Here is a 13,403-nt window from a genome sequence, read left to right as displayed (position 1 = left end):
AAAACAGCCCCTCCCAGACCGTCAACATGGTGATACGTGCTGTAAAATCCAGTTTCATGTGTGGAATTGTTGGATATGTAGGCCATAACACTGATGGTCGTGACTACTATGCCCAAGACGTCGTGCTGGAAGGCCTGCGCCGACTCGAATACCGCGGTTATGACTCCGCGGGCGTTGCCATGTACGCCGATGGTGAGATTGGCTGGCGTAAGAAAGCCGGTAAGGTAGCGGCGCTCGAAGCCGAAATTGAAGCCCGCCCGCTCAAGGACTCGGTCTTGGGCATTGGCCACACTCGCTGGGCCACCCACGGTGGCCCGACGGATCTTAACGCCCACCCGCACGTGGTAGATGGCGGCAAGCTCGCCGTCGTACACAACGGCATCATCGAAAACTTCGCCGAGCTGAAGCACGAGCTGGAGTCCAAGGGCCACAACTTCGTGTCCGAAACGGATACCGAGGTTGCCGCCACTTTATTGGCAGACGTCTTCCACAATGAAGCTGGTGAGAACCTCACCAAGGCGATGCAGCTGACCTGCTCTCGCCTTGAAGGTGCGTTTACCCTCCTCGCTATTCACGCCGACCAGGCTGACCGTATTGTGGCAGCGCGCCGTGACTCGCCGCTGGTTATCGGCCTGGGTGAGGGAGAAAACTTCCTGGGGTCGGACGTTTCTGGGTTCATCGACTACACCAAGTCCGCCGTGGAGATGGACAACGACCAAGTGGTGACCATCACCGCGGACGAGATTGAAATTACTGACTACGACGGCAAGCCTGCCCAGGGCAAGCCTTTCGAGATCAAGTGGGATGCCGCAGCTGCGGAAAAGGGCGGATATAACTCCTTCATGGAGAAGGAAATCCACGACCAGCCCGCTGCCGTGCGCGATACGCTGCTGGGCCGTCTCGATGAAAACGGCCACTTGATTCTTGACGAGATCCGTATCGACGAGTCGGTGCTCAAGTCCATCGACAAGATCATCGTCATCGCCTGCGGTACCGCCGCGTACGCCGGTCACGTTGCGCGCTACGCCATCGAGCACTGGTGCCGTATTCCGTGCGAGGTCGAGCTTGCCCACGAGTTCCGTTACCGCGACCCCATCGTGAACGAAAAGACCCTCGTCGTGGCTTTGTCGCAGTCGGGCGAAACCATGGATACCCTCATGGCCGTGCGCCACGCCCGCCAGCAGGGAGCCAAGGTGATTGCCATCTGCAATACCCAGGGTTCCTCCATCCCGCGCGAGTCCGACGCCGCACTGTATACCCACGCCGGCCCGGAGATCGCTGTGGCGTCCACCAAGGCCTTCCTGGCACAGATCACCGCAACTTACCTGCTGGGCCTATACCTGGCGCGCCTGCGCGGCAACATGTTCTCCGACGAGGTCACCGCGGTACTCAACGAGCTTCGCGCCATGCCGGACAAGGTCGAGGCGGTCATCGAGAATGAGGGGCAGGTCTACGATCTGGCCAACGCCATGGAGAACGCGAAGTCGGTACTCTTCCTGGGCCGCCACGTCGGCTTCCCGGTGGCACTTGAAGGCGCACTGAAGCTCAAGGAGATTGCGTACCTCCATGCAGAGGGCTTTGCTGCCGGCGAGCTCAAGCACGGCCCGATTGCCCTCATTGAGGAAGGCCAGCCGGTCTTCGTTATCGTTCCGTCCCCACGCGGTCGCGATTCCCTGCACTCCAAGGTGGTCTCCAACATTCAGGAGATCCGCGCCCGTGGCGCCATCACCATCGTGATTGCGGAGGAAGGTGACGAGGCCGTCGAGGCCTACGCCAACCACATCATTCGTATCCCGCAGGCGCCGACGCTCATGCAGCCCCTGCTGGCAACCGTGCCGCTGCAGATTTTTGCCTGCGGTGTGGCCACAGCCAAGGGCTACGACGTAGACCAGCCGCGTAACCTGGCGAAGTCCGTCACCGTGGAATAAATCCACCTTCCCTAACGAGCGGGCAGTGAGTCTAAGGCTCCTGCCCGCTCGTGGCACAATAAGGGGCATGCTGAGAACCACCGTCGACCTCGAAGCCATTGCCCATAATGTCGCCTACATGAAAGACGTGGTCGCCCCGGCCCGCCTCATGTGCGTGGTGAAAGCGGACGCCTATGGGCACGGCATGGAGCGCGTCGCCCCGGTCATGGACACGGCAGGTGCCGATGCCTTCGGCGTAGCCACGTTGGGAGAGACGGTGGCGTTGCGTGACGTTATACCCACTACTCCCATTGCAGGGTGGCTGTGGGATCCGAAGGAAGACCTCACGCCTGCCTTGGATGCGGGGATCCAGATCGGTATCCCGTCTCCCGAGCACGCTCGCGCGCTTATTGCTACTGGGCGCCAGGCTGAGGTCTTCGTGATGGTGGAGACGGGGATGCACCGCTCGGGCGTCGACAAGCAGCAGTGGGAAGAGACCTTCGCACTGCTTCGCGACGCCCCCACCCTCACCGTCCTCGGCCTCATGTCCCACTTTGCGTGCGCAGACGAGCCGGAGCATCCACACAATGACCACCAAGAGGCAGAATTCCGGGAAGCCCTGACCTGCGCCCGTGGCGTCGGCCTCGAATGCCCGGTGAACCACATGGCCAATTCCCCGGCGGCGCTTACTCGTCCATCCGCGCGTTTCGACCAGGTCCGCGTCGGCGTGGCCCTGTACGGCCTCGAACCCGTTGCCGGGCGCGACCACGGACTCAAACCGGCAATGACGTGGGAGAGCTCCGTGGTGGCTGTGAAGCCGATTTCGCAAGGAGAATCCACAAGCTACGGACTGACGTGGACCGCCGACAGCGACCGCCAGCTGGCCACCGTCGCCGTGGGTTACGCCGATGGTCTGCCGAGAGCCTTTCAGGGAGCGCTCAAGGTAGGCCTCGGCGGCGAGCTATACCCGCAGGTCGGGCGCGTGTGCATGGACCAGATCGTCGTGGACCTCGGCGCCAATGAGCGCGGAGTGAAACCGGGGGATCGTGCCGTCATTTTCGGTAAAGGCGGTATGAGCGCCACGGAGCTCGCGGAAGCGGCGGGGACCATTGACTATGAAATTGTTTGCCGCCCTACCGGGCGCACCGAGCGTTTCTACCGTGAAGGAGATAACAATGCGCAGTGATTTTCCCCACGAGGGCACTCATATCGCCGCTACAGCTGAAGAGACCTACGCACTCGGGGAAAATCTCGGTGCAGCGCTGGAAGCCGGGGATTTGGTCATTCTAGATGGGCCTCTGGGAGCTGGAAAAACAGCGTTTACCCAGGGGATTGCCAGTGGTATGCAAGTAAAGGGGAGGGTGACCTCGCCGACATTTGTCATTGCTCGGGAACACCCTTCACTCGTGGGCGGGCCGGCGTTGGTTCACGTCGATGCGTACCGCCTCCTTGACCACTCTGATGATCCATTAGGAGAGTTAGACGGTTTAGACTTGGACACCGATATCGACGACGCCGTTGTCGTTGCCGAATGGGGTGGTGGCTTCATGGAGCGTCTGTCGGATTCCTATCTGGTCGTGTCGATCAATCGCGACGCAGAGGATGATAGCCGTGTCTTTTCGTGGAAATGGGTGAATTAATGTGCTGACGTTTCTTGCCGAACAACCCCTGTTGACTCTCTTCTTGATCATGGCCGTGGGTTTGGCCATCGGCAAGATTAATTTCTTTGGTATCTCGCTCGGTGCCGCGGCAGCGATGTTCGTGGCCCTGGGTCTTTCCGCTGCTAACCCGGACATTGTGGTTCCGCCATTCGTGTATCAGTTTGGCCTCGCCATCTTCGTCTACGTCATCGGCCTGAACTTCGGCCGCAGCTTCTTTGAAGATTTCCGGCGCCGTGGTTGGAAGATGTCGCTGGTCGTTATCGTTTTCTTCTTCGTTCTCGCCGGACTGACTGCCGGCGCGGTGCGCCTGTTCGACCTCGACCCAGCGCAGGCCGTCGGCATGCTTGCCGGCTCCCAGAGCTCTACCCCCGGTATGGCTGCTGTGGTGGAAACTTTAGGCGGAAACAGTGCCCCAGTCGTTGGTTACTCCCTGGCCTACCCAGGCTGCATCATCGCCACCATCTTGGTGGCTGCGATTGGCGCCAAGGTCTTCCGCGTCAACCACGTCAAAGATGCCAAAGAGGAAGGCATGCTCTCTGAGCCCCTCAAGTGGAAGGCCGTGCGCCTGACCAAGGACCCTGGTGTAACCGTGGGCGAAATTGCGGAGTACACGGGTCAGGCTGTCATCGCTACCCGCTGCCTCCGCAAGTCACACGAGCACGTCCTTGCTGATCCAGACATGAAGCTGCGTGCCGGTATGGAGCTTCTTCTCAACGGCACTATCCCATCGCTGGAGCGCGCGATTGCCATCCTGGGCGAAGAAATCGAACTGCAACTTCGTGAGGAAGACGGCCTTATTTACCGCCGACTCACGCTGTCGAACCCGAAGGTAGCCGGCCGCACCATTGGGGAATTGAACACGCTGAAGCATGGCTTCCTCATCGCCCGTATCCGCCGCGGTGATACTCAAATCGTGCCGAATGACAACTCCGTGCTCTACTACTCGGACCGCGTCCGTGTGGTCACTGCTCCGGGCCGGCTTGACGACGTCCGAACCTTCCTCGGTGACTCCGAATCCAAGCTCGGCAATGTGGACTTGTTCCCCTTCGCCCTCGGCCTGCTTATTGGTCTGCTCTTCGGTGCTATCCCGATTCCCCTGCCCGGCGGCACGACGCTGTCCTTCGGTTTCGGTGGCGGCCCCATCGTGGTGGGCCTCATTCTTGGTGCCCTGGGCCGTACCGGCCGCATTCACTGGCAGATGCCGTTCCACGCCAAGCAGACGATCTCCACCCTGGGCCTCACACTCTTCCTGGCGGGCGTAGGTACCTCTGCTGGTGGTCAGTTCCGTGATGCCCTCTCGGATCCGGTGTCGCTGAAGTACATGGGCGTAGGCCTTGTTTTGTCCCTCGTCGCTGCCATCGGCTTGGGCATTGTCTGTACCTTGGTTCTGCGCCTCAAGTTTGATGAGTCCATGGGCGTGGCCGCTGGTATGACCACCAACCCTGCCGTGATGGCATACCTGAACTCGCAGACCGGCACCCAGCTGGCAGAACGCGGCTATGCCACGGTGTATCCGACCACGATTATCGGCAAGATTCTCATGTGTCAGATGCTGGCATTAATCATCGTCTAACGAGTCCCTGCACTGGGTAGTGCAGGGGCAGGGGAGGGCAGTCACGTAGGATGAGCACGTACTGCACCTCCCTTTTCTAGGAGCGATTTAATTTTTATGAACAAGCTTGGTCAATTCATTACCACCGTCGTCATTGGCGGCTTTGCCGTTTTCCTCGCCGCTCTCATCGCCCTGTCGATGACCCGCACGGAGGAAGACTCTTCCTCGACTTTGGCGGAAACCCTGGAGAAGTACCCGAAGAACCTCGACTTCGCTGCGCTCGTTGTGCCGGATGTCTATGGCCCTGAGGAGGTTGCAGGCCTCATCGTGTGCCCGGGCACCACGGAGGAGCAGCTTTCTGATATTCCTGCAGCCGAGGCCGGCATCGACTTCGAGGATGGCAAGGTGGCCGATGACGTGAACTACTTCATCACCATGTCGACTGAGCAGGAGTACTCGGCGGAGAAGCTGCAGCGCTCCAACGTTGACCTGTGCCGCGACGTACTCACCCAGGTCGAGGCGGCTAAGGCTCAGGGCCAGGACGTGGCCGCAGTGTACCCGGTGCAGCCGCAGCAGCCGATGCAGTTCCTCCGCGCTGAGAAGGATGACGACTCCACTCGCTGGCACTTCGCAGGCTAATGAAGGTTCTCGCACTCGATACTGCCACGACTGACCTCGTCACGGGCATCGTCGATACCACCACGGGAGAAAGCGTCGACCGCGTTGTCAGCGATACGCGTGCGCACAACGAGCAGCTCATTCCCACCATTGAGCAGCTGCTTAACGACGCCTCCCTGACCTACCCCGACCTCTCTGCCATCGTCGTCGGCACCGGTCCGGGCCCCTTCACCGGCCTGCGTGTGGGCATGGCGACGGCCTCCGCTCTGGGCGTGGCGTTAGGGCTGCCCGTGCATGGCGTGTGCACGCTCGATGCCATCGCGCAGGGCCGCGAAGGGGAGTGGCTCGTGGCCATCGATGCCCGCCGCAAAGAGGTTTATTGGGGTACCTACTCCGAGGGACGCCGCGTCAGCGGACCGGAGGTGACGCGGCCGGAACATCTCACGGTGCCTGAGGGCTTTTCCCCGCGCCTAGTTTTCCCGGAGGCCATCGCACCGCGCCTTCCCGAGCCCCTCGCCGGCCTTCCCCGCGAATGGGATACCCCGCGCGCTGCGGGCCTCGTCGCGTGCGCCGACCTTGATTCCGAACCGGCCCCGCTCGTGCCGCTCTACCTGCGCCGCCCCGATGCGAAAGTCCCGCAGGCCACGCCTCGTTCAACGGCGCTTATCTGCGGTGCTGAATCTTCTGAACCATGAGGCTACGCCCACTGACGCTTGGCGACGTTTCTCGCTGCGCCGAGCTGGAAAAAGTGCTCTTCCCCGGCGAAAGCCCCTGGCCCGCCCGCGCTTTCGAACAGGAAATCGCCGCGGGGCACACCACCTACTGGGCGGTTGACATGAATGTCAACCGCGTGGGCCATAATGACAACCACGTCGACCGCGACGACAACCGCGTGGGCCATAATGACAACCACGTCGACCACGACGTCATCCACGTCGACGACGAGGTTGTAGGCTATGCCGGCGTCGGCCGCATGGGCCCCGCCGCGTGGCCCGAGTATGAAATCCGCACCATCGGTGTTGCCCCTGAAGCCCAGCGCCGCGGCATCGCGAGGATGATGATGGACGCCATCGTGGAACTCGCCGACAGCCACGACGCACCTATCTTCCTCGAAGTCCGCGTAGGTAACGATCCCGCCATCCGCCTCTATGAGGCCTATGATTTTGTCATCAACGGCCTGCGCCGCAACTACTATCAGCCCTCCGGGGCGGACGCCCACACCATGTACCGACCACGAAAGAGTGAGAGATGATAATCCTCGGCATCGAGTCCTCCTGCGACGAAACCGGAGTGGGCATCATCGAGCTATCGGATGGCGGCCACATGGAGATTCGCGCCAACGTCGTCGCCTCCTCTATGGAGCAGCACGCCCGCTTCGGCGGCGTGGTTCCGGAGATTGCCTCCCGTGCCCACCTTGAGGCCATGCCGCAGGTGATGACGGTGGCGCTGAAAGAGGCGGGCGTCGACAAGCCTGATGCGGTCGCCGCCACCGTGGGACCGGGCTTGGCCGGTGCACTCCTCGTCGGGGCGTCGGCCGCTAAAGCCTTCGCTTCCGCCTGGGGCGTGCCTTTCTACGGCGTCAACCACTTGGGCGGACACGTCGCGGTGGCCAACCTGGAGGGCGAGGAGCTGCCGCACTCGGTGGCCCTGCTCGTCTCTGGCGGCCACACCCAGCTGCTGGAGGTCGAAGCCGTGGGCAAGCCCATGAGGGAGCTGGGCACCACGCTTGACGACGCCGCCGGCGAAGCCTACGACAAAGTCTCCCGCCTCCTGGGCTTGGGGTATCCGGGAGGGCCAGTCATCGATAAGCTGGCTGCCCAAGGCGAGCCTTCCATCGACCTGCCGCGAGGTTTGTCCAAAGCCGAGGACCTGCGCGGGCCCAACCGCCACAACTTCTCCTTTTCCGGCCTCAAGACCGCGGTGGCGCGCCACGTGGAAAAAGCCGAGCGCGAAGGTTCGACAATCCAGGTGGAGGACCTGTGTGCATCCTTCCAAGAGGCGGTGGCCGATGTTCTGACCGCCAAAGCCGTGCGCGCCTGCCAGGACACAGGCGCCAAGGTGCTGCTGCTCGGCGGTGGCGTGGCCGCTAATTCCCGGCTGCGCGCGCTGGCGGCGAAGCGCTGCGAGTCCGCTGGTATTGAGCTGCGTGTGCCGCGCTTTTCCCTCTGCACCGACAACGGCCTCATGATTGCCGCTATCGCCGCCCAACTCATCCATGAAGGCGCAGAGCCTTCCGGCCTGGATTGCGGTACTGATACCCAACTAGAGGTGGAGGTTCCGCTGGTCGCCGCTGCGCGCTAGCGGATGCGGGAAGTCCAGCGCACCGGTAGTCTGGCAGGCGACTCTTTCTCACCCGCCAATCAAGGAGCTGTCGTTATGACCACTGGTTTCCTCGTCAACCCGGACCTGTCCCGCCGCACCATCGAGTTCGAACTCGAGCACGCCAACCAGTTCCTCGGCGGTACCACCGAGGACCGCGTTTCTGTTGCCTTCCAGGATGATGGCCAGACCTACGCTGCGCTGTTTAACCCGAACGCCAAGGCCGAAGGCGCCGACCCGAACCCGGTGGCGTCCCTGGCCCGCAACGCCGCTGATACCGGCAACTCCGCCTTCCTCCAAGATCCCATTCGCTCCATTTGTGGCCCGGTTATTTTCGTCGCCGCTGATGGCGATGACAAGAACATCGACGAGGTCAAGGAAGCCGTCGAGTACGGCATCCGCGCCGTGAAGACCTACCGCGAAGACAACCCGGAGGAGTACCAGCTGTGGCGCGCGGCTGTCATCAACTCTGACAAGCAGGTCTAAACCGCGCTAGCTCCCCTCCCGCGACGCAACGGCCCCTACTGGGCCCGCGCGTCTTTTTGTTTTCACACTTGGCGCGTTCTTGCTTTTGCATTAGTCGAGGTCGTGAGGCGAATCGTGATAACTCTCGCGCGCGCGAGAGCTGGCGTTCGCGGAGGGCGAACGAGTTAGCGGCCCACAACGTTGAGGGCTAGCAGTCGCGCGGGTAGAGTGCTAGTCAGGTTGTTTTGACCCACAGTTGTTCACCCGCGACGACGGCTGTGCTGGGCTAGCCACAACCGGCACACGCGCGCTCATGTGGGCGCGCATTGAGAACACTTTGGAGGAAATCATCATGGCAAACATCAAGCCGCTGGAGGACAAGGTCCTCGTCCAGATCGTTGAAGCTGAGACCACCACTGCATCCGGCCTGGTTATCCCGGACTCCGCGAAGGAGAAGCCGCAGGAGGCCACCGTCGTGGCTGTCGGACCGGGCCGCACCAACGACAAGGGCGAGGTTGTTCCGGTTGGCGTCAACGAGGGTGACACCGTCATCTTCTCTAAGTACGGCGGCACCGAGCTGAAGTACGACGGCCAGGAGTACCTCCTGCTGTCCGCCCGTGACCTGCTTGCTGTCATCGAGAAGTAGGCGATTAACCCTATGCCAAAGCTGATTGCATTTGATCAGGAGGCCCGCGAGGGCATCCAGCGCGGTGTAGACACGCTGGCCGACGCCGTCAAGGTCACCCTCGGCCCCCGCGGCCGCAACGTCGTACTGTCCAAGGCCTTCGGTGGCCCGACCGTCACCAACGATGGCGTCACCATCGCCCGCGATATTGACCTCGACGATCCGTTTGAGAACCTTGGCGCCCAGCTGGTGAAGTCCGTGGCCGTCAAGACCAACGACATCGCTGGTGACGGCACCACCACCGCCACCTTGCTGGCCCAGGCACTCGTCTTCGAGGGGCTGCGCAACGTTGCTGCCGGCGCTAACCCGGTGGAGCTCAACAAGGGCATCGAGGCGGCGGCCGAGAAGGTCGTTGAGGAGCTCAAGAAGCGCGCCACCCCGGTGAACTCCTCTGCGGAGATCTCCCAGGTTGCCACCGTCTCCTCCCGCGATGCGGAGGTCGGCGAGATGGTTGCTGGTGCGATGGACAAGGTGGGCAAGGACGGCGTCGTGACCGTCGAGGAGTCCCAGACCATCGAGTCTGCCGTGGACGTTACCGAAGGTATTTCCTTCGACAAGGGCTACCTCTCCCCGTACTTCGCAACGGAGGAGGAGACCTACAACGCCGTGCTTGACGACGCCGCAATTCTCCTCGTCCGCAACAAGATCTCCTCCCTGCCGGACTTCCTGCCGCTGCTGGAGAAGATCGCGGAGTCCTCGCGCCCGACTCTCATCATTGCTGAAGACATCGAGGGCGAGCCGCTGCAGGCACTCGTGGTGAACTCCATCCGCAAGGTCCTCAAGGTCGCCGCCGTGAAGTCTCCGTACTTCGGCGAGCGCCGCAAGGGCTTCATGGATGACCTGGCCGTTGTCACCGGCGCGACCGTCGTCGACCCGGAGGTTGGCATCAACCTCAAGGAGGTTGGCCCGGAGGTTCTCGGTTCCGCACGCCGCGTCACCGTGTCCAAGGAGGACACCGTGATCGTGGATGGTGCCGGTACCGCCGAGGCCGTCGAGGAGCGCCGCGAGCAGCTGCGCCGCGAGATCGAGCGCACCGATTCCACCTGGGACAAGGAAAAGCTCGAGGAGCGCTTGGCCAAGCTGTCTGGTGGCGTCGCTGTTATCCGCGTGGGTGCTGCTACCGAGACCGAGGTCAACGAGCGCAAGCTGCGCGTCGAGGACGCCATCAACGCCGCCCGCGCGGCCGTTGAGGAAGGCGTTATCGCCGGCGGCGGTTCCGCACTGGTCCAGATCTCCAAGGAGCTCGAGGCTTTCGCTGAGGGCTTCGAAGGTGAGGCCAAGGTGGGTGTGCTGGCAGTGTCCCGCGCGCTGACCCGTCCGGCCTACTGGATTGCGGAGAACGCCGGCCTCGACGGCTCCGTCGTGGTGTCCCGCGTTGCCGAGCTGCCCAACGGTGAAGGCTTCAACGCCGCCACCCTGGAATACGGCAACCTGCTGGAGCAGGGCATCATCGACCCGGTGAAGGTGACCCACTCCGCTGTGGTCAACGCCGCCTCCGTGGCCCGCATGGTTCTCACCACCGAGGCTTCCGTTGTGGAAAAGCCTGCCGAGGAAGAACCGGCACAGGCTGGCCACGCGCACGCGCACTAAACCGTGCGCGTGGGAAGCAGGAGCTTCCCACAAAGCCGTAAGGAAGGCCCACCACCCCGCAATGACGTGGGGCGGCGGGCCTTTTCGTCGCGTGTGGGCCGTGGTGCGCCCCACGCCTCGACGAGCCACGCGAGGACATCGATACGTTGCTGACGCTTTCCGACGCCACCCTCATCCTCATTGAGCATCACCGGCTTGGTCGGGCGCAGGCGGATCACATCGTCGCCCCTGGCCCCGGCGCAGGTTGTGCGGGAGGCGAGAGCGTCGCTGCGTGTTCGCCGCGGGAGTTCTTAGACACGGGTAGGTTGACTGCCCGTCATCTGGCCCACGTTGCTTCTAGCCCAGCTCGAAGACGGCGCTTCGAGAGGGGGAGCTTAGGCGCTGACGGTGGCGTGGGTACGACGCGAGCGCAGGGCCACCACGCGCTCGGATTCGCTCATGCCACCCCAGACGCCGTAGGGCTCGCCGGAGGCTAGGGCATGCTCGCGGCACAGCTCGATGACCGGGCAGGTGTGGCAGATGGCCTTGGCGCGGTTCTCGCGCTGAGCGCGGGCGCGACCGCGCTCGCCGTCCGGGTGGTAGAACACGTCAGAGTTTTCTCCACGACATGCGCCCTGGAGCTGCCAATCCCAAAAGTCCGCGTTCGGCCCGGGGAGCAGGAATGACTGAGACACGTTCGATTCTCCTTCGTTGAAGATAGAGCGCCCGGACCTGAGGACACGGCTGCCACAGAAACCATGACTCCGTGAGTGCCGGGGTGAGACGAGAATGAAGTGTGACCGCCTTGGGTGAACGACACGTTACGTCTTGTTGACATTCAGGTATAACAGTGTCGCTATCGCCGGTTTTGTGCTGATTGACCTGCTGTTATGCTGAAAGTGAACGGTGTATGAACTTTTTCATGGTGGGATAAGAATGGCGAGTATGCCCGTCGTTTCGGGATTCAGCCCGTGGGTGTGACATGATATTCGTGCACAACGTGAAGAAATAAAGAGTAATACGGCAAGCAGAACAAGCAAGGATGGCAGTGGCTACCAAAGCTACAGGCGCGAACGATGCGGCAACGGCATCGAAGCGCGACAGCGATAAGGAATTGGCGGACCTCGTTCCGCTGGCTGTCGACGGTAGCCGCCGCGCCCTGCAAGACATCATGCGCATCATCCACCCGCAGGTCCTGCGCTATTGCCGCGCGCGCATCGGCGGCCACCGCCAACCCACGGCAGAGGACGTGGCCCAGGAGATTTGCTTGGCCGTGGCGACGTCGATAAGCACGTACAAGGACAAAGGCCGCCCCTTTATGGCCTACGTGTACGGCATCGCCTCTCACAAGGTCACCGACGCCCACCGCGCACTCAGCCGCGACCAGACCAACCCCACCGACGAGGTTCCCGAAGACGCGGCTGACGACGCCACCCCCGAAGAATCCGCGCTGGTCATGGACGGTAGTAACAGAGTGCGTGCGTTGCTCGATACGTTAAGTGACAAGGCCCGGGACATCATCATCTTGCGTGTGTTCGTAGGACTGTCGGCAGAGGAAACCGCTGAGATTGTGGAATCAACCCCTGGCGCAGTCCGCGTGGCACAGCATCGTGCGCTGGCGCAATTGCGCACGTCTCTCGATTCGCGCGCGGACTGAGATAACTGAGATATCGGCACTTGGCACGGACAATTAAACACATTCTCTATCAAGGAAGGGAGGACATCATGGCAAAGAAGGACCAGGTTCAGCTGGGCGTCGCTGAGCAGCTGCAACCCTTAGTTGACGATGATGCATTCCTCACCAGTCTCTCCGAAGGCAGTGACCCCACGGGCGGCGATGATGAGCTAGCGGGACTCCTGTTGGAGCTGCGTGGCGACGTCGAAAAGCAGATGCCTCCGGCTCCACTTATCGAAGGCGCGGACGAAGAACCTGCCGTTATCTCCCTGGCTTCTGCGCGCCGTCGCCGTCGCAGCAAGCCGCTCATGCACGGCCTCATCGGTGCGGCTGCGGCAACGTTGCTCATCGCCGGTTCTGGTGCGGTGATCGTAAATGCTGGCCCGGGTTCCCCGCTCTACGGCGTAAATCAGTCTCTCTTCGGTGCGCAAGACCAGGAGGTTTCCGTCGTGGAGCTGGCCGGCACGCTCGATGAAATGGAAAAGCGCTCGGCTCAAGGAGACATGGACGGTACCCGCCAGCTGCTGGAAGAAGCCCGCAAGATGGTGGACCAAGCCAAGCAGGAACGTGCAGAGCAGCCCGAGAGCCCGGCTAAGCCGCAGCCGCGCGCCACGGTGACGACAACGCACACCGTGGAGAAACCCGCCCCGACGGAAGAGGAGCAGCCGCCGCAGGAGCCAGTGACCGTAACCCAGACCCAGACTGCGGTCTCTACCGTTGTGGTCACGAGCACGGTCTCCGTAGGCAACCCTCTGAGCCCACCGGCGCAGAACTACCCGGAGCCCGCTGAACCGGGCGGTGGCGAGCAAGCCCCGCAGCAGCCGGCACCGGATACGGCACCCGAGGACGCGCCGGAGGGCAACGGCCTCCCGCCGGCGCAGTTCCAGCAGTAAAACAAAAAGAACCTCTTCCCCGCACACCATTGGGGGGAGAGGTTCTTTTTATGTGTCCA

General features: G+C 62.3%; 15 protein-coding genes. 13 read left to right on the top strand and 2 right to left on the bottom strand.

Annotated features, from left to right (window positions below):
* Positions 1-56: 56 nt before the first annotated feature.
* From glmS to groL, 11 genes are all read left to right on the top strand, one after another.
* Positions 57-1,928, top strand: coding sequence for a glutamine--fructose-6-phosphate transaminase (isomerizing) (glmS, locus tag I6J72_RS09075; protein ID WP_204098957.1), 1,872 nt, complete (start codon positions 57-59; stop codon positions 1,926-1,928).
* Positions 1,929-1,995: 67 nt separating this feature from the next.
* Entirely contained in the window at positions 1,996-3,093 is a 1,098-nt protein-coding gene (gene alr / locus I6J72_RS09070; protein WP_204098956.1) for an alanine racemase, read from the top strand.
* On the top strand, positions 3,083-3,547 hold the full coding sequence (gene tsaE, locus I6J72_RS09065; RefSeq protein WP_204098955.1) for a tRNA (adenosine(37)-N6)-threonylcarbamoyltransferase complex ATPase subunit type 1 TsaE: 465 nt from the start codon (positions 3,083-3,085) through the stop codon (positions 3,545-3,547). The genes alr and tsaE overlap by 11 nt, the downstream gene beginning before the upstream one ends.
* A gap of 1 nt (position 3,548) precedes the next feature.
* Positions 3,549-5,141: an aspartate:alanine exchanger family transporter gene (locus tag I6J72_RS09060; protein ID WP_204098954.1), complete on the top strand. Its 1,593-nt coding sequence runs from the start codon at positions 3,549-3,551 to the stop codon at positions 5,139-5,141.
* Positions 5,142-5,237: 96 nt separating this feature from the next.
* Positions 5,238-5,759: a hypothetical protein gene (locus I6J72_RS09055; RefSeq protein WP_204098953.1), complete on the top strand. Its 522-nt coding sequence runs from the start codon at positions 5,238-5,240 to the stop codon at positions 5,757-5,759.
* Positions 5,759-6,433: a tRNA (adenosine(37)-N6)-threonylcarbamoyltransferase complex dimerization subunit type 1 TsaB gene (tsaB, locus tag I6J72_RS09050; protein ID WP_204098952.1), complete on the top strand. Its 675-nt coding sequence runs from the start codon at positions 5,759-5,761 to the stop codon at positions 6,431-6,433. The genes I6J72_RS09055 and tsaB overlap by 1 nt, the downstream gene beginning before the upstream one ends.
* Complete coding sequence (locus I6J72_RS09045) at positions 6,430-6,990, top strand: GNAT family N-acetyltransferase (protein WP_204098951.1); 561 nt, start codon at positions 6,430-6,432, stop codon at positions 6,988-6,990. Before tsaB ends, I6J72_RS09045 begins: the two co-directional genes overlap by 4 nt.
* A complete protein-coding gene (gene tsaD, locus I6J72_RS09040) occupies positions 6,987-8,039 on the top strand; it encodes a tRNA (adenosine(37)-N6)-threonylcarbamoyltransferase complex transferase subunit TsaD (RefSeq protein ID WP_204098950.1) in 1,053 nt (350 codons plus the stop codon). Before I6J72_RS09045 ends, tsaD begins: the two co-directional genes overlap by 4 nt.
* A gap of 75 nt (positions 8,040-8,114) precedes the next feature.
* The gene (locus tag I6J72_RS09035; protein WP_039673829.1) at positions 8,115-8,543 is read left to right on the top strand and encodes a hypothetical protein; all 429 of its coding nucleotides are present in this window, start codon (positions 8,115-8,117) and stop codon (positions 8,541-8,543) included.
* A gap of 325 nt (positions 8,544-8,868) precedes the next feature.
* Positions 8,869-9,168 carry a co-chaperone GroES gene (groES, locus tag I6J72_RS09030; RefSeq protein ID WP_167595557.1) on the top strand — a complete coding sequence of 100 codons (300 nt, stop codon included), beginning with the start codon at positions 8,869-8,871 and terminating at the stop codon, positions 9,166-9,168.
* 12 nt (positions 9,169-9,180) lie between these two features.
* The gene (gene groL / locus I6J72_RS09025; protein ID WP_204098949.1) at positions 9,181-10,797 is read left to right on the top strand and encodes a chaperonin GroEL; all 1,617 of its coding nucleotides are present in this window, start codon (positions 9,181-9,183) and stop codon (positions 10,795-10,797) included.
* Here groL and I6J72_RS09020 read toward each other — a convergent pair.
* Positions 10,794-11,015 carry a hypothetical protein gene (locus I6J72_RS09020; protein WP_204098948.1) on the bottom strand — a complete coding sequence of 74 codons (222 nt, stop codon included), beginning with the start codon at positions 11,013-11,015 and terminating at the stop codon, positions 10,794-10,796. The two genes, groL and I6J72_RS09020, sit on opposite strands and share 4 nt — an antisense overlap.
* Positions 11,016-11,171: 156 nt before the next feature.
* The gene (locus tag I6J72_RS09015) at positions 11,172-11,471 is read right to left on the bottom strand and encodes a WhiB family transcriptional regulator (protein WP_039674337.1); all 300 of its coding nucleotides are present in this window, start codon (positions 11,469-11,471) and stop codon (positions 11,172-11,174) included.
* A gap of 347 nt (positions 11,472-11,818) precedes the next feature.
* On the opposite strand from I6J72_RS09015, the gene I6J72_RS09010 reads away from it, so the two are divergent.
* Together I6J72_RS09010 and I6J72_RS09005 are read left to right on the top strand one after the other, a co-directional pair.
* Positions 11,819-12,433: a sigma-70 family RNA polymerase sigma factor gene (locus tag I6J72_RS09010; RefSeq protein WP_204098947.1), complete on the top strand. Its 615-nt coding sequence runs from the start codon at positions 11,819-11,821 to the stop codon at positions 12,431-12,433.
* 68 nt (positions 12,434-12,501) lie between these two features.
* On the top strand, positions 12,502-13,344 hold the full coding sequence (locus I6J72_RS09005; RefSeq protein ID WP_239107297.1) for a hypothetical protein: 843 nt from the start codon (positions 12,502-12,504) through the stop codon (positions 13,342-13,344).
* Positions 13,345-13,403 lie beyond the last annotated feature (59 nt).

The organism is Corynebacterium sp. FDAARGOS 1242, from assembly GCF_016889985.1.
Lineage (GTDB): Bacteria > Actinomycetota > Actinomycetes > Mycobacteriales > Mycobacteriaceae > Corynebacterium > Corynebacterium minutissimum_B.
The sequence above is the reverse complement of the archived record's forward strand: the minus strand, read 5'-3'. Positions and strand labels throughout refer to the sequence as shown.

Excerpts from the sequence above, each read along its gene's own strand:
- I6J72_RS09005 (WP_239107297.1), top strand. The coding sequence starts at position 12,502 with ATGGCAAAGAAGGACCAGGTTCAGCTGGGCGTCGCTGAGCAGCTGCAA.
- groL (WP_204098949.1), top strand. The coding sequence starts at position 9,181 with ATGCCAAAGCTGATTGCATTTGATCAGGAGGCCCGCGAGGGCATCCAG.
- tsaE (WP_204098955.1), top strand. The coding sequence starts at position 3,083 with ATGCGCAGTGATTTTCCCCACGAGGGCACTCATATCGCCGCTACAGCT.
- tsaD (WP_204098950.1), top strand. The coding sequence starts at position 6,987 with ATGATAATCCTCGGCATCGAGTCCTCCTGCGACGAAACCGGAGTGGGC.
- glmS (WP_204098957.1), top strand. The coding sequence starts at position 57 with ATGTGTGGAATTGTTGGATATGTAGGCCATAACACTGATGGTCGTGAC.
- I6J72_RS09010 (WP_204098947.1), top strand. The coding sequence starts at position 11,819 with ATGGCAGTGGCTACCAAAGCTACAGGCGCGAACGATGCGGCAACGGCA.
- I6J72_RS09035 (WP_039673829.1), top strand. The coding sequence starts at position 8,115 with ATGACCACTGGTTTCCTCGTCAACCCGGACCTGTCCCGCCGCACCATC.
- tsaB (WP_204098952.1), top strand. The coding sequence starts at position 5,759 with ATGAAGGTTCTCGCACTCGATACTGCCACGACTGACCTCGTCACGGGC.
- I6J72_RS09055 (WP_204098953.1), top strand. The coding sequence starts at position 5,238 with ATGAACAAGCTTGGTCAATTCATTACCACCGTCGTCATTGGCGGCTTT.
- I6J72_RS09045 (WP_204098951.1), top strand. The coding sequence starts at position 6,430 with ATGAGGCTACGCCCACTGACGCTTGGCGACGTTTCTCGCTGCGCCGAG.
- alr (WP_204098956.1), top strand. The coding sequence starts at position 1,996 with ATGCTGAGAACCACCGTCGACCTCGAAGCCATTGCCCATAATGTCGCC.